17 protein-coding genes are annotated in these 21,894 nt (G+C 46.1%); 5 read left to right on the top strand and 12 right to left on the bottom strand.

Annotated elements, in window-relative coordinates:
- Positions 1 to 8: 8 nt before the first annotated feature.
- From hslO to MHM87_RS03160, 4 genes are all read left to right on the top strand, one after another.
- Positions 9 to 908 (top strand): Hsp33 family molecular chaperone HslO, encoded by a 900-nt coding sequence (gene hslO, locus MHM87_RS03175; protein ID WP_014980693.1) that lies wholly within the window; start codon positions 9 to 11, stop codon positions 906 to 908.
- A 447-nt stretch (positions 909 to 1,355) separates the two neighbouring features.
- Positions 1,356 to 2,918, top strand: a complete 1,563-nt coding sequence (locus tag MHM87_RS03170) for a phosphoenolpyruvate carboxykinase (protein ID WP_069945196.1) — start codon at positions 1,356 to 1,358, stop codon at positions 2,916 to 2,918.
- A gap of 253 nt (positions 2,919 to 3,171) precedes the next feature.
- The gene (locus MHM87_RS03165) at positions 3,172 to 5,595 is read left to right on the top strand and encodes a TIM-barrel domain-containing protein (RefSeq protein ID WP_239257755.1); all 2,424 of its coding nucleotides are present in this window, start codon (positions 3,172 to 3,174) and stop codon (positions 5,593 to 5,595) included.
- Between the two features lie 140 nt (positions 5,596 to 5,735).
- Positions 5,736 to 6,908 (top strand): MFS transporter, encoded by a 1,173-nt coding sequence (locus tag MHM87_RS03160; protein WP_239257754.1) that lies wholly within the window; start codon positions 5,736 to 5,738, stop codon positions 6,906 to 6,908.
- A gap of 26 nt (positions 6,909 to 6,934) precedes the next feature.
- Here the strand turns inward: MHM87_RS03160 and envZ are convergent, their stop codons facing one another.
- The 5 genes from envZ to MHM87_RS03135 all read right to left on the bottom strand — a co-directional run bounded on the left by envZ (position 6,935) and on the right by MHM87_RS03135 (position 12,714).
- Positions 6,935 to 8,254, bottom strand: coding sequence for a two-component system sensor histidine kinase EnvZ (gene envZ, locus MHM87_RS03155; protein ID WP_014951299.1), 1,320 nt, complete (start codon positions 8,252 to 8,254; stop codon positions 6,935 to 6,937).
- Between the two features lie 135 nt (positions 8,255 to 8,389).
- Positions 8,390 to 9,112 carry a two-component system response regulator OmpR gene (gene ompR / locus MHM87_RS03150; protein WP_014951298.1) on the bottom strand — a complete coding sequence of 241 codons (723 nt, stop codon included), beginning with the start codon at positions 9,110 to 9,112 and terminating at the stop codon, positions 8,390 to 8,392.
- Positions 9,113 to 9,424: 312 nt separating this feature from the next.
- Positions 9,425 to 10,570, bottom strand: coding sequence for a DUF2855 family protein (locus MHM87_RS03145; protein WP_239257753.1), 1,146 nt, complete (start codon positions 10,568 to 10,570; stop codon positions 9,425 to 9,427).
- Positions 10,571 to 10,750: 180 nt separating this feature from the next.
- Positions 10,751 to 11,656, bottom strand: a complete 906-nt coding sequence (locus MHM87_RS03140) for a phosphoribulokinase (RefSeq protein ID WP_014951296.1) — start codon at positions 11,654 to 11,656, stop codon at positions 10,751 to 10,753.
- A 122-nt stretch (positions 11,657 to 11,778) separates the two neighbouring features.
- Positions 11,779 to 12,714, bottom strand: coding sequence for an ion transporter (locus MHM87_RS03135; protein ID WP_014977768.1), 936 nt, complete (start codon positions 12,712 to 12,714; stop codon positions 11,779 to 11,781).
- A gap of 157 nt (positions 12,715 to 12,871) precedes the next feature.
- On the opposite strand from MHM87_RS03135, the gene MHM87_RS03130 reads away from it, so the two are divergent.
- Positions 12,872 to 13,633: a CBM9 family sugar-binding protein gene (locus tag MHM87_RS03130; protein WP_239257752.1), complete on the top strand. Its 762-nt coding sequence runs from the start codon at positions 12,872 to 12,874 to the stop codon at positions 13,631 to 13,633.
- 169 nt (positions 13,634 to 13,802) lie between these two features.
- On the opposite strand, the gene MHM87_RS03125 is transcribed toward MHM87_RS03130, so the two are convergent.
- The 7 genes from MHM87_RS03125 to prmA all read right to left on the bottom strand — a co-directional run bounded on the left by MHM87_RS03125 (position 13,803) and on the right by prmA (position 21,722).
- Positions 13,803 to 14,555, bottom strand: a complete 753-nt coding sequence (locus MHM87_RS03125) for a glucosaminidase domain-containing protein (protein WP_014977767.1) — start codon at positions 14,553 to 14,555, stop codon at positions 13,803 to 13,805.
- 467 nt (positions 14,556 to 15,022) lie between these two features.
- Complete coding sequence (purD, locus tag MHM87_RS03120) at positions 15,023 to 16,315, bottom strand: phosphoribosylamine--glycine ligase (RefSeq protein ID WP_239257751.1); 1,293 nt, start codon at positions 16,313 to 16,315, stop codon at positions 15,023 to 15,025.
- Positions 16,316 to 16,342: 27 nt separating this feature from the next.
- Positions 16,343 to 17,158, bottom strand: coding sequence for a methyltransferase (locus MHM87_RS03115; RefSeq protein WP_239257750.1), 816 nt, complete (start codon positions 17,156 to 17,158; stop codon positions 16,343 to 16,345).
- A gap of 311 nt (positions 17,159 to 17,469) precedes the next feature.
- On the bottom strand, positions 17,470 to 19,068 hold the full coding sequence (purH, locus tag MHM87_RS03110) for a bifunctional phosphoribosylaminoimidazolecarboxamide formyltransferase/IMP cyclohydrolase (protein ID WP_239257749.1): 1,599 nt from the start codon (positions 19,066 to 19,068) through the stop codon (positions 17,470 to 17,472).
- 82 nt (positions 19,069 to 19,150) lie between these two features.
- Positions 19,151 to 19,444, bottom strand: coding sequence for a DNA-binding transcriptional regulator Fis (gene fis / locus MHM87_RS03105; protein ID WP_012520109.1), 294 nt, complete (start codon positions 19,442 to 19,444; stop codon positions 19,151 to 19,153).
- Positions 19,445 to 19,474: 30 nt separating this feature from the next.
- The gene (gene dusB / locus MHM87_RS03100; RefSeq protein ID WP_014951289.1) at positions 19,475 to 20,473 is read right to left on the bottom strand and encodes a tRNA dihydrouridine synthase DusB; all 999 of its coding nucleotides are present in this window, start codon (positions 20,471 to 20,473) and stop codon (positions 19,475 to 19,477) included.
- Between the two features lie 370 nt (positions 20,474 to 20,843).
- Positions 20,844 to 21,722 carry a 50S ribosomal protein L11 methyltransferase gene (prmA, locus tag MHM87_RS03095; RefSeq protein ID WP_239257748.1) on the bottom strand — a complete coding sequence of 293 codons (879 nt, stop codon included), beginning with the start codon at positions 21,720 to 21,722 and terminating at the stop codon, positions 20,844 to 20,846.
- Positions 21,723 to 21,894 lie beyond the last annotated feature (172 nt).

Here is a 21,894-nt window from a genome sequence, read left to right as displayed (position 1 = left end):
GATTAGTTATGAGCGATTTCGATAAATTACACCGCTTCTTATTTACCCAAGCTAACGTTCGTGGCGAATTGGTTCGTCTTGATGAGAGCTTAAAGCAAATTGTGCACAGCTATGAATACCCTGTGCAAATTCAAACATTGCTAAGTGAAATGGCGGCAGCGACGTCATTGTTAACGGCAACGCTTAAGTTTAAAGGTGAAATTTCTCTTCAAATTCAAAGCAAAGGTCCAGTAAGTTACGCGGTGTTAAACGCCACTCACGAACAAACGCTTCGCGGTGTGGCGCGCTGGGACGAGACATTAGAAACATTGCCAGAAACGTTTTCAGAGTTATTGTCTCAAGCGGTATTGGTCATTACTATCACACCTGATGAAGGCGAGCGTTATCAAGGCGTTGTTGCATTAGATAAGCCTTCTCTAGCTGAATGTATTGAAGGCTACTTTGCTCAGTCAGAGCAGCTAGCGACCAGCGTGCACCTAATGACCGACATGAGCGACCCTAAAAACGCGAAAGCGTCGGGTGTGTTACTTCAGGTCTTACCGACTGATGCCAGCGCTACTGATGTGTCGCAAGCCAATGAGTTTGCTCATATCTCTAAACTTACTCAAACGTTGACCAAAGAAGAGATGTTTACGTTGTCGGTTGAAGACATTTTATATCGTCTTTACCACCAAGAAGACGTGGAAGTGTATCCAGCGAAGGACGTAACCTTTGCTTGTTCATGCTCGAAGGAGCGCAGCGCTGAAGCACTTCGTCACGTTGAGAAGTCTGAGCTTCACGCAATTATAGCTGAAGAAGGTGCAATCAAAATGAACTGCCAGTATTGTCATACCGAATATCGCTTCGATAGTATCGACGTAGAGGCTATTCACAGCGGCAACTTCGACGCACCGTCTTCAAATCAGTAACTACTTGTTTACTGCTGTGTTAAAGCACCTTCTTTCGAAGGTGCTTTTTTGTTTCTGAATCTCTCACCGTCTAGATAGGTTCATTTTCCCAACACTTCACTTGTGGTTAAAAAATACCCAGTAGTAAGTGTTTAACTTTCCTACATCATCCTATTTTCCTTTTCTTCCTGTTGTGGTGAAAATTTTCACCTTCACTTTCTAAAAAAAAATTGTCATTTTTTATTTTGAAATTCATCGATCAATATAGGTTTTCTACGCCTTATTTTTGCATTTATATCAAAGGAAAAGGCTTTCCTTGTAATTAATTTACAATATTTATGAAATTAACATATGAGAAATAGTGAGTATGTGTTTTATAAATGCGTGCTAGGCCTTGTTTACATTACACTTGAAGAGGTGATACTTTTTTGAAAGTGCTTTTGAAAAATTACATATAGGGTAACAGCCATGACCGCAGCAGCCTCAATTCAAACGGAACTGAAAGTAACGCCACTCACCGATCTGCCAAATGCAGAACTTATCGAGCGCGCCGTAAAGCGCGGCGAAGGTGTCCTTGACAAAAACGGGGCGCTTGTCGTTGAGACCGGAAAACGAACCGGTCGCTCTCCAAATGATAGATTTATCGTTAAAGAGTCAACAACCGAAAATGACATCGATTGGGGCAAGGTGAACAAGCCTTTTGACGCTGATAAATTTGATGCGCTGTGGGACCGCGTTGAAGCCTACCTGTCTACCCAAGAACACTTTCTTTCACACCTTCAAGTGGGCTCCGATCCTGAACATGCTTTGTCGCTTGAAGTAAGAACGCAAACCGCGTGGCAGCACGTTTTTGCCCGCAACCTTTTTATTATTCCTGAACAATGGAATGTTAAAGGCGACCAGCCTTGGCAAATCTTAAACGTACCTGGTTTCACTTGTGAGCCAGAGCGTGACGGCACAAACAGTGATGGCACAGTTATCATCAACTTCGCTAAAAAGCGTGTGTTGCTCGCTGGCATGCGTTACGCGGGCGAAATGAAAAAAGCCATGTTCTCCGTGCAAAACTTCCTGCTTCCGGCAAAAGACGTGCTACCTATGCACTGTTCTGCCAACGTGGGTGAAGAAGGCGATGTGACTCTGTTCTTCGGTCTTTCAGGCACAGGTAAAACCACGCTTTCAGCCGATCCTAAACGCTTCTTGATTGGTGACGACGAGCACGGCTGGGCACCAGGTAGCGTATTTAATATTGAAGGCGGTTGCTACGCTAAATGTATCGACCTATCTCAAAAGAACGAGCCAGTAATTTGGAATGCTATCAAGTTTGGTACCATCCTAGAAAACGTAGTGCTTGATGAAACACGCACGCCTGATTATACCGACACGTCGTTAACCCAAAACTCACGTGCGGCCTACCCGCTTTCGCACATTGAAAAGCGCGTTGCTGAAAACCGAGGCGGTGAACCTCGCTCGGTTGTATTTTTGACCTGTGACGTAAGTGGCGTATTGCCTCCTGTTTCAGTGTTAAGTGAAGAAGCTGCGGCGTATCACTTCCTAAGCGGTTACACAGCGAAAGTAGGCTCTACTGAAATTGGCTCTACAAGCGATATTGAATCAACCTTCTCAACTTGTTTTGGTGCGCCTTTCTTCCCACGTCCAGCAGGCGTATATGCAGAGCTTCTGATTAAGCGTGTTAAAGCGTTTGGCGCTAAGGTTTACTTGGTTAATACCGGTTGGACAGGCGGTCCTTACGGCACAGGTAGCCGTTTTGATATCCCTACCACACGCGCCATCATCGATGCGATTGTATCGGGTAACTTAGCTGATGTTGAAACCCAGCACATTGACGCATTAAACCTAGATGTGCCAGTGGCAATAGACGGTGTAGACAGCAATTTGCTTGTGCCACAAAATACGTGGGCAGACAAAGAGAAGTACAACGAATACGCCGCTAACTTGGTTAACGACTTTAAACAGAACTTTGAAAAATATGACGTTAGCGACGCTATCGTTAAAGCCGGGCCGGGTAACTAACACTCGGTTCGCCCCTTCCCAACGTTCATCACACTCAACGTGATTGATGTTTTGCCCGCACCGTGTTGCGGGCTTTTTTTGTATTGTTGTTAACAAATTTAACATTATGAATACGTATGTTTATTTAAGTTGAGTAATGCACTGGCTATCATTCACCGTACACAAGAAGGCTTTAATTAAGCGCGCTTCGTTAATTAAGTGCGGTTCGCTAATTAGGTGCGCTTCGCTTTGAAGCATAAAGAAGGTTTTGAGCATGATAGACAGGAAACAGCGTATAGCACTTGCATGTGCTGGTTTGGCATTTTTCTCGGTAAATACGGTAGCCGAAGTTCAAACAGCGACACTCGAAAATACAACGCTAAATATTGATACGGATACCAATGACTTCACGATAAGCGCGTTGCACGATAGTGGCTTTCAAGTAACGTATCTTACTGATGATAATGGCTCGCCTTACGCAAATCTACCGTCTATGGCGCTTCCCGAGCCCGCGTTGACTGATGTTACAAACAAAAAAGCTAATGATGTAGAGCTAGTTGAAACTGCGACAACCCTAATCTTAAAACTCAATAATATTTCTGCACATGTCGATAAATCAACGCACGTTATCAGTTACTCGGTAAACGGCAAAGTAGTAGCAAAAGAACAAGATGGGCTAAACATTTCTGATAACGGCGTCAGCCTGTCGTTTGCGTTAGATAAAAACGAAAAACTCTATGGTGGCGGCCAGCGCGTCTTAGGTATGGATCGTCGTGGTCATAGCATGCCGCTATATAACAAAGCACACTATGGCTACACCACGTCTTCAAATCAAATGTACTTTGGTTTGTCGGCTGTGATGTCGTCAAAAAATTACAGCGTATTGTTCGATAACACCGCTTCTGGTGAGCTAGATATTGGCAAAACGAACAACGACGAGTTGCTATTTAAGGCACAAGGCGGCCGTGCTAGCTACATCATGGTGTTGGGTGAAAATTTAGAAGACACGGTTACGAATACCGTAGCAGTTACGGGAAAACAGCCGCTTCCACCGCGTTGGCTGCTGGGTAACTTTGCATCTCGATTTGGCTATAAATCTCAAAATGAGGTGATGGATGTTGTCGATGCCTTTAATACGCAAGATATTCCCGTTGATGCCGTAGTGCTCGATTTATATTGGTTTGGCAAAGACATTAAGGGGCACATGGGGAACTTAAGTTGGGACGCCGCCACTTTCCCTGAGCCCGAGAAAATGATTAGTGAGCTACGCGCTCAAGACGTGAAAACCGTGCTGATAACCGAGCCTTTTATTCTTACGACGTCAAAGCAATGGGATAGTGCCGTTGCCAGTAATGCCCTTGCTCAAAACGATGATGGTGCGCCGTATACTTTCGATTTCTATTTTGGCAATACCGGCCTTGTTGATGTGTTCAGTGAAGCGGGTCAAAATTGGTTTTGGCAATATTATGAAAAGCTTGCTGCACAGGGTGTTTCCGGCTGGTGGGGCGACTTGGGTGAGCCTGAAGTGCACCCTGATGACATTCAGCACATGTGGCAGTCTACAAAAGTAAGCGGCGCAGAAGTGCACAATGCCTACGGTCATCAGTGGGCGAAAACCGTGCATAACAATTTAACTGCGCTACAACCCGACACGCGCCCCTTTGTGCTGATGCGTTCAGGATTTTTGGGCAGTCAACGGTACGGAATGGTGCCGTGGACAGGCGATGTGAGTCGAAGCTGGGGCGGACTTAAACCTCAGGTAGAGTTGGCACTTCAAATGAGTGTTTTTGGAATGGCGTATACCCATTCCGACTTAGGTGGGTTTGCTGGAGGCGAAATCTTTGATCCTGAGCTTTATACAAGATGGCTTCAGTTCGGTACCTTTTCACCGGTATTTAGGCCTCATGCCCAAGATAATATTGCGCCAGAGCCAATTTTCCACGCCGATCCCGTAAAGTCTATTGCGCGCAAGTTTATCCAACTTCGCTACGACATGCTGCCTTATAACTATTCATTGGCCTTTGAAAATGCGCTTTACGGCACGCCATTAATGCGCCCGTTAGCTATGGCGTACGGTGAAAGCGATTGGTTTGAAAATGCAGACAGTTATCTGTGGGGCGATGGTCTGTTAGTTTCGCCTGTGACGAGCGCTAACCAAGCGGAGTGGCCGACTTTGCTTCCCGAAGGCGTATGGTTTGATTTTTTCTCTGATACGAAATACCAAGGTGGTCAAACCGTTAACTACCCGCTAAGCCAAGATAATTACCCAGTGTGGGTAAAAGCGGGAAGCTTTATGCCAATGACTAAAGGGCTTAGCCGCACAGAGCAGTTTGATGCACGTAAAATAGAAATGCACTACTGGCATGACAATTCAGTGAATTCATCTTCATATACTTATTACGAGGATGACGGCAAAAATCCAGCGTCTGTCAAAAAAGGCTTATATACAAAGCTACTTCTTAATGCGTCAGTAGACGAAAAGGCCGCATTAACCCTGACTCTTGATAGCGAAGGCAGCTATATAGGTATGCCTAAGCAGCGAGACATCACTTACATCGTGCACGGTTTAAGCGAAAAACCACAGAGCGTTTCAATTGATGGCAGGAGCGTGCCTGTAATGTGGGATGAAAAAGGGAAAACGCTTTCACTTGCAATTTCTTGCGATTATCAGCAATCTGTAAAGGTAGTGATTATGTGATAATTAAGGGCTGCTGTTCTTTCTTGCACAGTAAAGGTCAGCGCCCTCAAAAGGTTCACTTTGTGTTCAAGGGCATAACTACGCTGTGCCCTCACGCCTAAATCGGATGTCTTTCTACTGATATCAGCCATGGAGCCTAAATGAGCCGACTTCCTGCCACCATCGTTATTTTCGCTGGTTTTTTTCTAATTGGTAAATTGTTTCTCTTGTGGGGAATATTACTGCCAGATATTGCAGCCGATTTGCAAATGTCTGAAGTAGTCAGCGGCGCACTTTTTTCGCTCTTCTCTGTAGGCATGATGTTAGGCGCTGTGATTGGTGGCAAGTATGCCAGTCGCTTTGAGTATATGCCGCTATTAGCTACATTATTCAGTATGAATACGGCGCTGTTGCTGCTTGTGTCAGTACTTACCGCTTGGCAGTGGTTTTTGGTGTTAGCGGTATTAATCGGTGTGGTGAGCTCAACAATATTTACTATTGGCCACACGCTTATTGCACGAATGTACGCAGAAAAGCGCTTTACTATGATGGGCTTAATGGACTTTATGTTCAGTTTAGGAACGTTTGCGGCGTCGTTCTTTGTAACGCTGTTATACCTTGTTGAGCACAACTGGCGTTTACCTATCCAGGTGTTGGCAGGCGTTATGATTGTGCTTTCGTGCTATGCATTTATTGCGGCGCGTTCTCAGGCAAAAGTGCTTAAAGGTCAGCCTAAAGCACCTAAAAAGACCTTGGCATTTGGGGTTATTATCAAGCAGCCCGTTTTCATATTTCTAACTTTGCTAACCTTTGGCTATGGTGCCGTAGAGTTCGGTAACGCGAACTGGTTTGTGAGCTATGCGCAAAACGGCTTAGGCTTTACCGGCGAACAATCGAGAAACTTACTGGCATTTTTTACCGCTGGCATGGTGATCAGTCGTCTTACCTTCCCTTTTTTACTGCGATTCGTATCGGTACACCGCATGATTGTAATCATGGCAACAGCCTCGCTAGCGGGTGTATTTGCACTGAAACTAATGCCTTCATTTTATGGGATTGGCGCTGGTAACTTACTGCTTGGCTTAGGGCTAGGTGGGCTCTTCCCGTTAGCACTTTCTGCGGCAATGAATATCGACAGTGACAACGGCCCCGTACTTTCTGGTATTTCAATTATCGGTAACTCTACAGGCGTTCAAGTGGCATCGTTTTCTACCGGACTATGGGCGAACTTCGCGCCACTTACTACGGCGTTTTGGGTGATCCCACTTGGCGGCTGCGTGCTGTGGTTGGCATCTTATGGATACAGCCGAAAAATTAAGTACCACAGAAGTTAATACCAATCCGTGTAGTGTTTTTGGGCTTAATGGGTTTGATAGGGTAAATAAAACTCTGCGACCAAGCCCTGCTGAGGATGATTTCGCAACGTCACCTCACCATCGTGAGCTTCTACAATTCGCCTTATTATGGCAAGGCCAAGGCCTGAACCTGACGAATTGCGGGCTTTGTCGCCTTGTGCAAACGGCATGAATACACCGTCGAGCTCCGCTTCCGGTATTCCCGGGCCAAAGTCGCGTACTTTGCAATACACGCGCTTTTCGTGACGATTGTAAAAGCTGCTAATTGCAATATCGTCCGAGCCGTACTTGAAAGCATTTTCGATGAGGTTGTCGATCACGCGTTTCATTGCAATTCGCCGAAGTGACAGCGGAGGAATGGCGTTGAGTTTGAGTTCGATGTGGTGCTTGTCGTCTAAATGTCTGGCTTGTACCAGCTCTGCAATAATCGCGTTTAAATCAGTTTCTTGAGTGACTTCTTCGGTGTCGTAGCGTGCATAGTCAATGAACTGATCGATGATGGCGTTCATGTCTTCTATGTCATTTACAATGCCGTCTTTTATCCAATCTTGGTCTTCCGGCAGCATTTCTGAGGCTAGGCGAATACGGGTAAGCGGCGTGCGCAAGTCGTGAGAAATGCCCGCTGTCATAATATTTCGGTCATTCTCAAGCTGCTTAATACCCTGATTCATGCGGTTAAACGCCCGAGTAACCTGAATCATTTCGGTGCTGCCTTGTTCGCGAAGCGGCGCCGGGTGCTCGCCTTTACCCACCGCTATTGCTGCTTTTTGCAGGGCTGACAATGGACGCGTCATGCGTCTTACAAACAACCAGCCCCCGGCCACACTCAATATGCCAATTACCATCAAGTACATAGTAAGAGGGGATATATTCGCTTCGTTAAGTCCTGAAATAGGAATAGAGATCCACGTATCTGGGTAGCGGTTCAGGGATATCCAAACAATGTATGGCGCATTTTCGTCACTGGCCTGCGTGGTGGTGCTAATGCGCACATCTGCAAGCTGCCGGAGCTGCTCGCTAACCTGAGAAGAAATATAGCTATAGTATACGGCGCTTTCTAATCCATTCTGTTTGGCAACGCTTTCGTCAAAGACCTGTACCTGGGTTTTTTGAAAATAGCGGTCGCGAGTTTCTTGGTTAGTCACTAACAAATCGTTGGCGAGCACAGATTTAACTTGGGTGGCCAATAAGCTGTTAATTTGTTGGTAGCTGGGCTGAATAAAGTAATAGGTAACAGAGATGTAGGACACAATCTGATTAATAAGCAACAGCACGCCAATAAGCATGACGGTTTGGCCAAATGCACTTTTGGGAATTAAACGCATAACATGCCGTCGCTTTGAATCATAAGCCAGAGTTTGGATTGGCAGTAGGTAAACGCATAATTAGGGGTCATGAGTAAACATACTTCACTTGCGCACAGGCCAAGACGGTAGAGCCCGCCGTATCAGTCATAGGTGCTAAACTTGTTCGCCATCAGGCACGAATACGTAGCCCAATCCCCATACAGTTTGTATATAACGAGGGTTGGCAGGGTCTTCTTCAAGCATTCTTCGTAAGCGTGAAACCTGAACGTCAATACTGCGCTCTAATGCGCTGTAGTCGCGACCACGCGCTAGGTTCATCAGTTTGTCACGTGACAAAGGCTCACGTGGGTGAGTAACCAAAGATTTTAATACCGCAAACTCACCGCTTGTCAGGGTTAAAGGCGTATCGCCCGCTGTCATCTCGCGGGTGGCAAGGTTCAGCTTGTAATTGCCAAACTCCACAATTTGCACATCTTTAGACGGCGCGCCCGGCGCTTCGCTGCTGCGTCTGCGCAATACCGCTTTAGCGCGTGCTAGTAGCTCGCGTGGGTTAAATGGTTTAGGCAAATAATCGTCTGCGCCCATTTCAAGGCCGATAATACGGTCAACTTCATCGCCTTTTGCAGTAAGCATAATAATGGGCATGTCGTTTTCTTGCTGGCGCAATCTGCGGCATATAGACAAGCCGTCTTCGCCAGGTAGCATAAGGTCCAAAACCATTAAGTGAAAATTCTCGCGCTCAAGCAGTCTGTCCATTTGTTCTGCGTTAGCCGCACTGCGAACTTGATAGCCCTGCTCAAGCAAATAGCGCTCTAATAGGCTGCGCAGACGCATGTCATCATCAACAACGAGAATTTTAGAGGTTTCCTGACCCATACTCATACCTTTCGTTTTACTTTTGTTTCACTATAACCACAAGATGTGAAATACAAAAGCGAGAAAAGCGTAAAAGGCTAGGGATGTTTGTTACAAATAGTGTCTAGGGCCTGTTGCTCTTTTATGTACAGCAAGATTCAGTAAAGACCCAGTAAAGACCCAGCAAAGGCCCAGCAAGCTTTAGAGAAAAGGAGGTCGTTAAGCATTTCTCCTCCCTAAACTCATTGAGAACTGCCCGTTGATTACAAGCTGTAAAAAACGTAGGCGCTGTAACAACACACCAGCAGTTCAAGTTGTAATCCACAAGGGGCACTAATCAAAAGTGACGACGTTAAGGGCTTTTGTTTGCGCCGTTCCATTAAGCGTTTCTAAATATAACTGCGTTATAGCATCAGCTCCGCTGTGCGACTGCTCATAAAACTGATCGCTCACTTTTTCTGCGAAGCGTTTCCATGCACTGGCGTATTTTGCCAAAAAGGCCTCGTGCCCCCATTCATGTTGGCGCAGTTTCACGCGAGCTGGCGCAAAGAATATCTCTGCATTGAGCAATTTGGGGTTGGGCTTCTCTTGGGCTTTCCAATCTGTCGCACCAATGAGTGTAACGTCGCTCAGGCTGTCGCCAAGCTGCTTGGTAAGGTTATTAATCAATGTACCGTTGGCAGCGAAATCAAGCAGCCAGTAGCGCTCATCGCTGCTATTACTGCTATTGCCTTCGCTACTTAGGGCAGAGAGTTCGTCATAACTATACACTTCATCGTAGCAGCCGGACGCTTTTAACATATCCACGTTTTGTTTCGAGGTTAGCCCAACCACCTTATAGCTTGCGTTTCGAGAGGCCTTCTGGTCTTTAAGTAGTTGCGCTGTACCCAATGCGGTTTTACTTGAAGCGCTCGACAGCAGTAAGGTTTCATTGTTTGCTTTCTCTGCCACATAGTCATCGAGCACAAACGAAGTCATATAAAGGGGTCTAAAGTTAAGCTGCCATGCTTCGCGGTTTTTGTCGTAGCCGGGGTCGGCGGCACAGCGAAGATATTGATCGTAAACAGGGCTAATGCTTTTCCGTTTTTCGTGGATGTCTGAAAAGCCGTGAGGGGCAACTTTTCCAGCTTTTATCACCCAATGGCTAGCCATAGGCAGATAGCCGAACACCTTTTCACCTACTTTGATATCGCTATGACAAGACGCCTTAACGGTAGCAAAGCCCCAAACGGGCACAATACCGAAGCCATGTGCTTCATCAACGTCATTATCACTCTTTGCAGGGAAAAAGCCCCAATAGCCCATTTTAAAACCCAGTGCAGCATAGGTGATGTTGTTGGCAGAAAAGCCAAAGCTGTCTGTCTCAAGCAATACTTCGTCTTGCTGTAAGTCGCTGATGTTTATATCGCGGGAAACAACGTTAGTGTTGGCAAGGTTTTGCTGGTCTACCCAAATTTGTTGGCTTTTAATTGTGGTCATAATAGGAGCCTGCTGTGTCAAAAACTAGGTCGAGAAACTAAATCAAGAAACTAAATCAAGAAACTAAATCAAGAAGCTAAACCAAGAAAGTTTCCGAATAGAACCTAGATTGACGCAGGGCATGAGCCATTACGACTTACTGTTTTAAATATATGCCTATAGAAGCGATGTATATTGGGGTTACTCGTCGCTGCTCAACCAATCCATCTGATGACCAGCTCTGCGCTTTTTATTTAAGATGTCTTCAAGGAGCGGAGTTAAAATGAGCTCCATGGCTAAGCCCATCTTTCCGCCGGGTACAACCAAGGTGTTGATGCGAGACATAAACGCGCCGTCGATCATTTGAAGGAGGTAGGGGTAGTCCACAGTCTTCATTTCCCGTCTAAAGCGCACAACCACAAAGCTTTCATCTTGGGTTGGAATTTCCCGTGCACTGAAGGGGTTGGAGGTATCAACGGTTGGTACGCGCTGGAAGTTAACGTGGGTGCGTGAAAATTGTGGCGTGATGTAGTGGAAATAGTCGTCCAGTCCTCGCACTATGCTGCTCATTACCGCTTCACGAGAATGTCCTCGGTCAGTGGTGTCGCGTACAATTTTTTGAATCCACTCTAAGTTTACAATCGGCACCATGCCGACCAGTAAATCTACATGTTTTGCTACGTCATTTTCTTCCGTTTTTACACCGCCATGTAAACCTTCATAGAACAGCAAATCAGTGTTTTTGGGTAAATCTTGCCAAGGTGTAAAGGTGCCGGGCATTTGGTTAAAAGGCACGGCTTCATCGAACGTGTGAAGGTATTGTCTAAACTGTCCTGTACCCGAGCTGCCGTATTCCCTAAACAGGGATTCCAGTAGCTCAAAGTCGTTGGCTTTAGGGCCAAAGTAGCTGATATGTCTGCCTTGTTCTTGGGCTTTGCGAATTTCCACTTCCATTTCCGGGCGGGTAAAACGGTGAAAACTATCGCCTCCTACAACCGCAGCATTAACACTTAAGTTCCTGAAAATATGACGTATAGCGTTGGTCGTGGTAGTAGTACCCGCGCCAGAAGAACCTGTTATAGCAATAATAGGGTGTTTGACAGACATAGGAATTCTTTTTGGAAATGACGGGTACTAGTTATAAGCTGATGTGAGCTAAGAATCAAGGGGAGGTATAAGCGCTTACCACTCGATTCTTGGGAGTTGCTTTCGCTCCAGCCTGCGTGTAATCAATCATCTAGCCGTTTGTGATGGTGCTGCAATAGGCGCACAATTAGCTTTGCCTCTTCTTCGTCTAAATCAAGAAGTGCGCGAACATGTTCTAGGTGGTGCACATCGTGCTCACTCAACTTTCCGTCGTCCAAAACGCTTCTTACTGTGTCTTTAAACCTATCGCGTTTAAGCTGCATCTGCGATGTGTAGCTAGAAGATAAAATACCCGCTGGTAAGGCGTAAAAACAGATCCCCATAATAGTTATGAGGCCGCCAAATATTTTACCCAGCGCAGTTATGGGAACGGCGTCACCATAGCCCACCGTGGTCAGCGTGACGAGTGCCCACCACAATGAAGCGGGAATACTGCTAAAAACATCGGGCTGAGCAGCATGTTCAATATAGTAAATACAGGTGGCGGCGATAATCGTGAACAACAAAAGTACGCTTAACGCCGCAATAAGGCTGTGAGACTCGTTGCGCAATACGGTAACGAGAGTTTGCATAGAGCGCGAATAGCGCCCAATTTTTAGAATTCGCATTACCCGAAATATTCGCAAAATACGTAAATCGAACGCCACGAAAACGCTTAAGTAAAAAGGCAGAATTGCCATTAGGTCGACGAGCGCCATGGGACTTTTCAAATAGGTCCAGCGCTTTTGCCATGTCGTTGTGCGTTCGTGATTAGGACGGTTTGGGGCCGATGCGCTGCCGTATAAACGAAGAAAGTACTCAACGGTAAATATCAGTACTGAAACCACTTCGATTATATGAAGTTCGTACTGCCAAATGGCAGGGATACCCGGCACTGTTTCCAGCATCATAGCGACAACATTTACGATAATTAACGCGATAAGAAATACATCAAATATTTTGCTGAGCTTTTTGTACTCGTGAGCCTCGCTGGCAGGCGCAAGGATGTGATAGCACGCGTTTTGAAATGACATAGCCATGGTGGTGAGGGAACGAATGTCCTTTTTATACCAATTACCGTTGCAAATTGGTAATGCTTCTAAAAAAGAAGGAGGTGTTCGGTGCTATTTTCAAGCGCGGATGGGGTCAAAACATGGTAGTTTAAAATACAAATAAGCAAACAAAGAGCGTATCCAATTGAAAAGTGCAAAACATTTAGGGGCAGTACTAACCTCGGCACTGCTTGTGGCTGTGTCTGTGCCCACGGCACAAGCTAAGTCTGACAGCGTACTTTTTTCATCAACGCCACCTGTTATAGATGGTGTAGCCAATGACGCTGCATGGAAAGGGGGCGATTGGCATGAAATGACGTCGCTTATGTGGGGCTCGGCTCCTGAGTCCGGTGATTTTTCTGGTCGATATAAACTGCGATGGAACAAGGATGCGCTGTATCTGTTGGCAGAAATACAAGACGATCACCTCTCAGATACCTATCCCAATCCCCTTGAACGTTATTGGGATGATGACTGTTTAGAAATTTTCATTGATGCTGATGCCTCTGGTGGCGATCACCTTAATAACTACAATGCGTTTGCCTATCACTTAGCGTTAGATAATCAGGTTGTTGATATAGGTCCAAATGAAGCAGGAGAGGCTGTACCACAACTCTACAATGATCACGTAGAGAACAAATGGCAGCGAGATATATCGGCGCCGCATAAGATTCATTGGGAAGCAGCGGTACGTGTATTTGATGATAGCTATCAACACGGAAAAGATAATTCGCCTGTCACCTTAAAAGAAGGTATGACACTGGGCTTTATGCTTGCCTATTGCGATGCGGATGGTGGCGACAGAGAACACTTTTTAGGCTCTCATGAGATCACCCCAGTAAACGGCGATAAAAACTTGGGGTATAAAGATGCGTCGGTGTTTGGAAAGGTGAAGCTGACAAAGTAGTGAACCATAATTTGTCGCTACTTTAATTGATTGACTTGCAGCGCGTAATTGGAAGGAGTCGCAAAAATGCCACTCCTTTTAACCTGCAATCACTCACCTTGACTAAAAGCCATGCCATTTGGCGATAAATAAATGTGCTACAGAGCTCGTCACGCTCTGTCTGGTTGAGTTAATTGGCTTCGCCTTCCTGCTTACTCAGATCTAACTTGTCCAGCACTGCAAGTTTATTAAAACTGATCATCTCACGTATTTCTTTTCCATATTCATCGCCACGCTCAGAATACTTCCCTAAGCCATAGCTGAGCGCAACCCCGGTGACAGCCTTGTCTTCTTCACGTAAGGATTGGCGAATTTTACGCAATGGTTTGTAAGCATCGTGGGTGTTTAAATTTAGCATGTAGCTTTCTACTGAGTCGGCAGGCGAACGGAAATCAGCAACTTCATGATTTTTGTTAGTGTCACGCGATTTTGGAACGATACCGCAGCCCTTAGAGAAACACCACTGACCAAAAAAGTTGTTCCCTAATTTTGCAAAACGAGAGGTACCCCATGCACTTTCATTCGCTGCTTGTGCAATTGCTAACGACGCAGGAACAATGTCGGCACGTCTTAACAACACCTCGCAGGCTGACTCCTGTTCAAGGTCAGCATCGTCAACACGAAACTTTGTCAGGAACTGGTCTAGATTGTCTGCTTCATCCGCGTCGCAAGAACTTTGAATTTGCACTCTATCGGTGGCTAGCTCTTTGTTCACCTCGACTACAATAGGAGTGAAATACTCAAAAAATGCCGCTTTTCGGTCAGGGCCTGCGGCATAAGCAGTAAAGTCTGGAGCAGATTCTTTGGCAAAAAAGGCGAACCACGCTGCGGTACTCGCCACTACTGCTACAAGCAACACAGCAATAAGTTTAGTGTTCGACATCAGGTGATACCTCTTTTATTAGAATGAAATAATACGCTTTTTAAGCGGACTACCTGAGCTTATTAAATCTCGCTAAGTGGTTAATCATCTATGCGGATTGATATTAATACCATACAGGTTCTTGTATGCGCTGCAACATATGGAGAGAGCCAGCAAATTAAAGATTTATAATGTATACAGTACTATCGGCAAGTACCAAATCAGACTCAATGTGAAATTCAATACCTTATTGCTTATGTACTGAGCGCGAGTTTTCTTTTGTGTTGAGCGTTAGTATCAGGTTAAGCAGTGATATGTAGCTGGGAAACTACGATTTCTGCTTTTGCTGCACGTTAGCATGGTGAGTAAGTGGTAAGAGTAGGTAAGAGTAAAAGTGGGGGGCGTAGAATTCACCCCTGGCTTTTCGTAATGATGTAAGAACGCAGCGTTAAGCTGCGTTCATTTAGCACTTTCTATGAGGCTTTCGGCTACTTGGCTTCAGCTTCACGCGCAATCGCACGGTGCGCAATATCAGTGCGGTAGTACACATCTTTAAACTGAATGGCTTTAAGTAGCTCGTAGGCTTTTTGCTGGGCTTCGGTAACGCTGTTACCCAAAGCTGTAGCGCAAAGTACGCGGCCACCTGCGGTTACCACTTCGCCATCTTGAAGGGCGGTGCCTGCATGGAAAACCTTTCCGTCTAACTTAGCAGCTTCTTCAAAACCAGTAATCACGTCGCCTTTATCATAGCTGCCTGGATAGCCGCCAGCGGCAAGCACAACACCTACCGACGCGCGCTCATCAAACTCAATCGTTTTGCCAGCAAGTTCGCCTTTGCACGCTGCTTGGCAAAGTGGAACCAAGTCAGACTTTAAGCGCAGCATGATTGGCTGGGTTTCCGGATCGCCAAAGCGACAGTTGTATTCGATTACCTTTGGAGTGCCATCGGCCATAATCATAAGGCCAGCATATAAAAAGCCAACGTAGTCGTTGCCTTCAGCAGCCATGCCGTTAACTGTTGGCATAATCACTTCTTGCATAATACGGTCGTGAATGTCGTGCGTTACAACCGGAGCCGGAGAATATGCACCCATTCCGCCTGTGTTGGGCCCTTTGTCACCGTCAGCAGCACGCTTGTGGTCTTGGCTGGTGGCAAAAGGTAGTACGTTCTTACCGTCTACCATGACAATGAATGACGCTTCTTCACCGTCTAAAAACTCTTCAATAACTACGCGGCTGCCGGCTTCGCCAAACGCATTACCTGCCAGCATGTCGCGGATAGCGTCTTCCGCTTCTTCAAGAGTCATTGCAACAATAACACCTTTACCCGCAGCAAGACCGTCAGCCTTTACTACAATCGGCGCGCCTTTCTCGCGAACATAGGCAATAGCTGGGTCAATTTCTGTGAAGTTTTGGTATTCAGCCGTAGGAATATTGTGTCGAGCTAAAAAGTCTTTGGTAAAAGCTTTAGAGCCTTCAAGCTGCGCGGCAGCTTGAGTGGGGCCAAAAATCATTAAACCAGCGTTTGTGAACGCATCAACAACACCTGCAACTAGCGGCGCTTCTGGGCCTACAATAGTAAGCTCAACATCGTTACCTTGAGCAAAAGAAACCAAGCCAGCAATATCATTTACATCGATAGCTACGTTCTCAAGCTTAGGTTCTGTAGCTGTGCCGGCATTGCCAGGTGCTACAAATACTGTTGAAACATCAGAAGACTGCGCTGCTTTAAACGCTAGCGCGTGTTCGCGGCCACCGCCGCCAATTACAAGTACGTTCATTAACTGTTCCGTTTTGAGTGTTTAATTTTATGATTTTGGTTTGGTGAATTTTAGGGTCATGCGATTGCTCTCGCCAATCGCCATGTATTTTTCGCGATCTTGATCATCTAGCGCCAAACGTGGAGGTAGCGTCCACACACCTTTCGGGTGGTCGGCAGTATCCATTGGGTTGGCGTTGACATCGCTGCTTGCTTCAAGCACAAAGCCTGCTTTTTCGGCGGCAGCCACAATATAAGAGCGCTTCATGTAGCCACTTTTCTTCATTGCTTCATCATCTGCGCTTTCAGGAAGCTCATGTTCCACTACGCCCAGTACGCCACCTGGCTTAAGCGCTTTGAAAAATGCGCCAAATGCATTGTCGATACCCTCGTCTCCGTGACGCATATACCAGTTGTGTACGTTGCGAAACGTCAGCACCATATCGGCACTACCTGCGTCGCTAATATCTAACGCTTTGATTGGGTCGAATGCAGTAAGCTCAGCACCTTCGTACTTCATGCCCGGTTTCATTTTTTCTTTGAAGCCTTCCACCGATTTTTTAAAGTAACCGCTGGTTTCATCATCAACGTAAAAGTGAGCAGCTACATACTTACCGTTATCTTTTACAACAGAATAAAGGATGTCGGCGTACCAACCACCACCTGGAGAGACTTCTACCACAGTCATGTCTGGGGTAAGGCCAAAAAAGCGCAGTGTTTGCTGAGGATTACGGTACTCATCGCGTACTTTTGCACTAGCAGAGCGGATATCGCTCATTGCGGCATCAGAAATCGCATCTGCGCTGGCATAAGTAGCACTTACACCTAGGGTTGCGGCTAACACATATTGGGCTAACTTTTTCATTCTTATTTCCTTTTTCTGTCGAGGGTAGGCGAATAACATAACACTATTACTACAAATTACCACGGGTCAGATCAAGCCTATCAGCTAACCCCTATTTGCACTTACGCCTTAGCAGAATAATTCGCAACTCTGTCGCTTCGATGAGATTTCACTACAACCAAGCAAATGACCTCGAGTCTGCGTATTTAAAAGGGTTAAGGAAAAATAACAAACACACAGTAAAGCCACTAAATGCCACTTTACTGCGTGTTTAACTTAGGTGTTGGTGTCCCTCACTAAGCCTGCACTAAAAGGTATTGCGTAAATACTTATTAGTGACGGAAGTGGCGCATACCCGTGAACACCATAGCAATGCCGTGTTCGTCAGCTGCGTCAATGACTTCCTGGTCGCGCATAGAGCCGCCTGGCTGAATTACTGCTTTAATACCTGCTTCAGCTGCAGCGTCGATACCGTCGCGGAATGGGAAGAATGCATCAGACGCCATTACAGAGCCTGCTACTTCAAGGTTCTCGTCGGCAGCTTTAATACCCGCAATTTTCGCAGAATAAACGCGGCTCATTTGGCCTGCGCCTACGCCCACTGTCATGCCGTCTTTGCAGTAAACAATTGCGTTTGACTTCACGTACTTTGCTACCTTCCAGCAGAACATCAGGTCGCGTAGTTCTTCTTCGCTTGGCTTACGCTTAGTCACAACTTCTAGGTCTTCCATTTCAACCATGCCGAAGTCGCGCTCTTGTACTAATAAACCGCCGTTTACGCGCTTAAAGTCATAACCTTCAGTTAGCTGACCAGCCCAGTCACCACATGCTAGAAGACGTACGTTTTTCTTCGCACTTACTACTTCTTTCGCTTCATCGCTTACTGTCGGCGCAATAATGACTTCCACAAATTGACGGTCAACAATTGCTTGCGCCGTTTTCGCATCAAGCTCGCGGTTAAACGCGATAATTCCGCCAAATGCAGACGTTGGGTCAGTTTTAAACGCACGGTCGTAGGCACTTAAAATATCTTCGCCAATCGCTACACCACATGGGTTAGCGTGCTTAACGATTACACATGCTGGCTCTTCGAATTCTTTTACGCACTCAAGCGCCGCATCCGTGTCAGCAATGTTGTTGAATGACAGTTCCTTACCCTGAAGCTGAGTAGCGGTAGCCACAGACGCTTCTTGAACATTGTTTTCAACATAGAATGCCGCTTCTTGGTGGCTATTTTCGCCATAGCGAAGGTCTTGCTTCTTAGTAAGCTGCATGTTGTAGGTACGTGGGAATTCACTGTGCTGGTGGTCACAGTCTGCTTCACAACCTGTGCTGTCTAAACGAGCACCAAAGTAGTTTGCAATCATGCCGTCGTATTCGGCCGTATGTTCAAACGCTTTAATCGCAAGGTCAAAACGGGTGTTGTACGTTAACGAGCCATTGTTGTCGTTCATCTCTGCAAGCACGCGAGAGTAGTCCGCCGCATTAACAACAATAGTGACATCTTTATGGTTTTTCGCTGCAGCGCGAACCATCGTTGGCCCACCGATATCAATATTTTCAATCGCATCTTCTAGCGTACAGTCTTCGTTTGCCACGGTAGCAGCAAACGGGTAAAGGTTAACCACCACAAGGTCGATCGGCGCAATGCTGTGTTCTTCCATCACTGCTTCATCGGTACCGCGACGACCAAGGATACCGCCATGAATTTTCGGGTGAAGGGTTTTAACGCGGCCAGCCATAATTTCTGGGTGACCTGTGTGATCAGACACTTCTTTAACAGGTAAGCCAGCGTCAGCGAGAAGTTTAGCAGTACCGCCCGTCGACAGAAGTTCTACGCCAGCGTTATGCAGCGCTGTCGCGAAATCGAGGATACCGGTTTTATCAGAGACACTAAGGAGAGCACGTTTAATTGGTTTTGGTGTTTGCATAAATTTTAAGTTTCTAATGTTGTAGTGTTGAAACAAAAAGAGCACCGATTGGTGCTCTTTGGTGGGCAAAGCCCTTGGAATCTTAGTTCATGCCGTATTGCTTAAGCTTCTTGCGAAGTGTGCCACGGTTGATGCCCATCATGATGGCAGCGCGGGTTTGATTGCCGCGTGTGTAAGTCATGACTTCTTCTAGCAGCGGCGCTTCAACTTCAGCCAGTACCATTTCGTACAGGTTATCGATGTTTGCGTTATCCAATTGCTTAAGGTACTTATTAACCGCTTGCTTTACAGAGTCACGCAGTGGCTTTTGAGCTTGCGTTTGTGAAGGCGTAGTTACTGTAGTAGTAAAAGGTGAAGTCACGTTTTGATCGAACATAATACTGTGTTGCTCTTAAGTTAGTCATCACTATGCTGCGGGAGAAATCTGTCGGGTTTCTCGTGTCTGCAGCGCTTGAAAATATGCATTTAGTGCATCGAGTTGCTCATTCGCATCATCGATAGCGTTAAACGTTTTACGAAACTGACGATCCGTATCGTGCTCCGCGAGATACCAGCCCACGTGCTTACGGGCAATTCTCACACCGGCTATGTCGCCATAAAAGTCCTGCACATTGGCTACGTGCTCATGCAAGAGTTCATATAACTCTGACAGCGGCGGTGCTGGTAGGTTCTCGCCCGTTTCAAGATAATGTTGGATTTGCTTAAATATCCAAGGTTTACCTTGCGCGCCGCGACCTATCATTACGCCATCTGCACCGGTGTAATTCAGCACCTCTTGTGCTTTCTCTGGAGAAGTAATATCACCATTTGCAATAACAGGAATTGAAATTGCCGCCTTTATTTGACGTATGGTGCTGTATTCAGCTTCTCCTTTATACATACAAGCTCGTGTTCTGCCGTGAACAGCAAGCGACTGTATGCCGTTTTGCTCTGCAATGCGGGCAATCTCTACCCCATTGCGATTTTCTGGGTTCCAGCCGGTACGAATTTTTAGTGTCACGGGTACATCAACAGCATTAACTACTGCTTTAATAATCGCTTCCACTGTGTCTGGGTATTGAAGCAATGCAGAACCTGCTAGCTTCTTATTGACCTTTTTAGCAGGACAACCCATGTTGATATCGATGATTTGCGCACCGTTCTCAACATTAAATTGTGCTGCTTGAGCCATAAGCTCAGGATCAGCCCCAGCTATCTGTACAGAGCGAATGCCTTCTTCACCCTCATGATTCATACGCGCTTGTGATTTAGCTGTGTTCCAAACTTTCGGATTACTCGAAAGCATTTCTGAAACAACAAGCCCTGCACCTAAGCGCTTACAAAGTTGGCGAAACGGTCTGTCTGTTACGCCAGCCATGGGGGCCAACATCAAATTGTTTTCTAACTCGTAAGGTCCAATTCGCATTATAAAATGTATAGCTCGCCATCTAAAACTGCACAGAAAATATACACCCGGCTAAAACGGGGCGCTAAGTGTACGTGTTTTCGCAAGGCTTGAAAAGGCTAAAAATCGCACAAAATTTCACTCCGTGGTCTTGACAGTGAAAAAAATCTGTCACATTAGTAAGCTAACGTCGATTTTTAGTTTAAATATTGTACGAAAGTCTTACAGCCCCCGATTTGAAAGGGCTGTAATGTGAAAAAAATTAACAATTAATTAGGCGGTAACGTGCTTTGTCGTACAAATTTTCGTCGCAATTTTGAGGTGGTTGACCGAAAACACACTATTCTAACTGGGCGTAATTTTCACCGACTGGTCGGTTTATCACTCAAACTTAGTGTTTTTTGCCCGACACTCTCGCCCATTCGCCATCAATCGCACTGGGTTCAAGAGTAATATCGTTAGCGTACGCTTCTTCTATGCGCGTAACTTGCTCCGCCAAAATACCAGAAAGAACTAACAAACCGCCTGGCTTGCAGTAGTTTGTAATAACGCTTTGAAGTTCTAGTAATGGACCTGACAAGATATTCGCCATCACCACATCGGCTTCAAGCTCAGGCTGGTCTTCAGGAAGGTATACATCCAAACGGTCTTCAACGCCGTTGCGTCGTGCATTTTCTTTTGTTGCTTGTAGCGCTTGTGGGTCGATATCAATGCCGATGACGCGTTTAGCACCCAATTTCAACGCAGCCAGCGCTAATATTCCAGAGCCACAGCCAAAATCGACGACGGTTTTATCCGTCATCTCTATGCCGTCAAGCCAGCGCAAGCAAAGCGCTGTGGTAGGGTGAGTGCCGGTACCAAAAGCAAGCCCAGGATCTAGCATTACGTTAACGGCGTTTGGATCGGGAACATCGCGCCAGCTTGGGCATATCCACAAGCGCTCGCCAAACTGCATAGGATGGAAGTTATCCATCCACTCTCGCTCCCAGTCTTTGTCTTCAAGTGGCTCAAGCTTATATTTAAAATCAGGGCCCAAGACTTTGGCTTTACCCAAGCGCTGAAGGATGCCTTTCATATCTGCATCAGCTTCAAATAAGCCGACGACTTGTGTATCGGGCCACAGTAACACTTCACCCGGCTTGGGCTCATACATGGGGGTGTCTTTCGCATCCACATAGGTAACTGCTTGTGAGCCGTTTGCTGTAAGCATGTCACCTATTGATTCTGCATGTTCAGAAGAGGTATTAATTCGAAGTTGTAGCCAAGCCATATTTATCAATCGTTGAGACCTTTACTCATTATTGTACCTTTGCTTGGCAGTAAACAAAATGCAGGCAGGCGAAAAGCTTTCAGTAAATGAAAACGCGATGCTTACAGAGGCATGATCAAATCTAACCACTTTGGTTCTCAACAGGCTCTCAAGTACCCAATAAAACTTGGCT

Origin of the sequence: Alteromonas sp. Cnat3-28 (assembly GCF_022348265.1) — a bacterium.
GTDB classification, from domain to species: Bacteria; Pseudomonadota; Gammaproteobacteria; order Enterobacterales; family Alteromonadaceae; genus Alteromonas; species Alteromonas macleodii.
This window is presented reverse-complemented; position numbering and strand designations above follow the sequence as displayed.

Excerpts from the sequence above, each read along its gene's own strand:
- hslO (WP_014980693.1), top strand. The coding sequence starts at position 9 with ATGAGCGATTTCGATAAATTACACCGCTTCTTATTTACCCAAGCTAAC.
- MHM87_RS03170 (WP_069945196.1), top strand. The coding sequence starts at position 1,356 with ATGACCGCAGCAGCCTCAATTCAAACGGAACTGAAAGTAACGCCACTC.
- MHM87_RS03165 (WP_239257755.1), top strand. The coding sequence starts at position 3,172 with ATGATAGACAGGAAACAGCGTATAGCACTTGCATGTGCTGGTTTGGCA.
- MHM87_RS03160 (WP_239257754.1), top strand. The coding sequence starts at position 5,736 with ATGAGCCGACTTCCTGCCACCATCGTTATTTTCGCTGGTTTTTTTCTA.
- envZ (WP_014951299.1), bottom strand. The coding sequence starts at position 8,254 with ATGCGTTTAATTCCCAAAAGTGCATTTGGCCAAACCGTCATGCTTATT.
- ompR (WP_014951298.1), bottom strand. The coding sequence starts at position 9,112 with ATGGGTCAGGAAACCTCTAAAATTCTCGTTGTTGATGATGACATGCGT.
- MHM87_RS03145 (WP_239257753.1), bottom strand. The coding sequence starts at position 10,570 with ATGACCACAATTAAAAGCCAACAAATTTGGGTAGACCAGCAAAACCTT.
- MHM87_RS03140 (WP_014951296.1), bottom strand. The coding sequence starts at position 11,656 with ATGTCTGTCAAACACCCTATTATTGCTATAACAGGTTCTTCTGGCGCG.
- MHM87_RS03135 (WP_014977768.1), bottom strand. The coding sequence starts at position 12,714 with ATGGCTATGTCATTTCAAAACGCGTGCTATCACATCCTTGCGCCTGCC.
- MHM87_RS03125 (WP_014977767.1), bottom strand. The coding sequence starts at position 14,555 with ATGTCGAACACTAAACTTATTGCTGTGTTGCTTGTAGCAGTAGTGGCG.
- purD (WP_239257751.1), bottom strand. The coding sequence starts at position 16,315 with ATGAACGTACTTGTAATTGGCGGCGGTGGCCGCGAACACGCGCTAGCG.
- MHM87_RS03115 (WP_239257750.1), bottom strand. The coding sequence starts at position 17,158 with ATGAAAAAGTTAGCCCAATATGTGTTAGCCGCAACCCTAGGTGTAAGT.
- purH (WP_239257749.1), bottom strand. The coding sequence starts at position 19,068 with ATGCAAACACCAAAACCAATTAAACGTGCTCTCCTTAGTGTCTCTGAT.
- fis (WP_012520109.1), bottom strand. The coding sequence starts at position 19,444 with ATGTTCGATCAAAACGTGACTTCACCTTTTACTACTACAGTAACTACG.
- dusB (WP_014951289.1), bottom strand. The coding sequence starts at position 20,473 with ATGCGAATTGGACCTTACGAGTTAGAAAACAATTTGATGTTGGCCCCC.
- prmA (WP_239257748.1), bottom strand. The coding sequence starts at position 21,722 with ATGGCTTGGCTACAACTTCGAATTAATACCTCTTCTGAACATGCAGAA.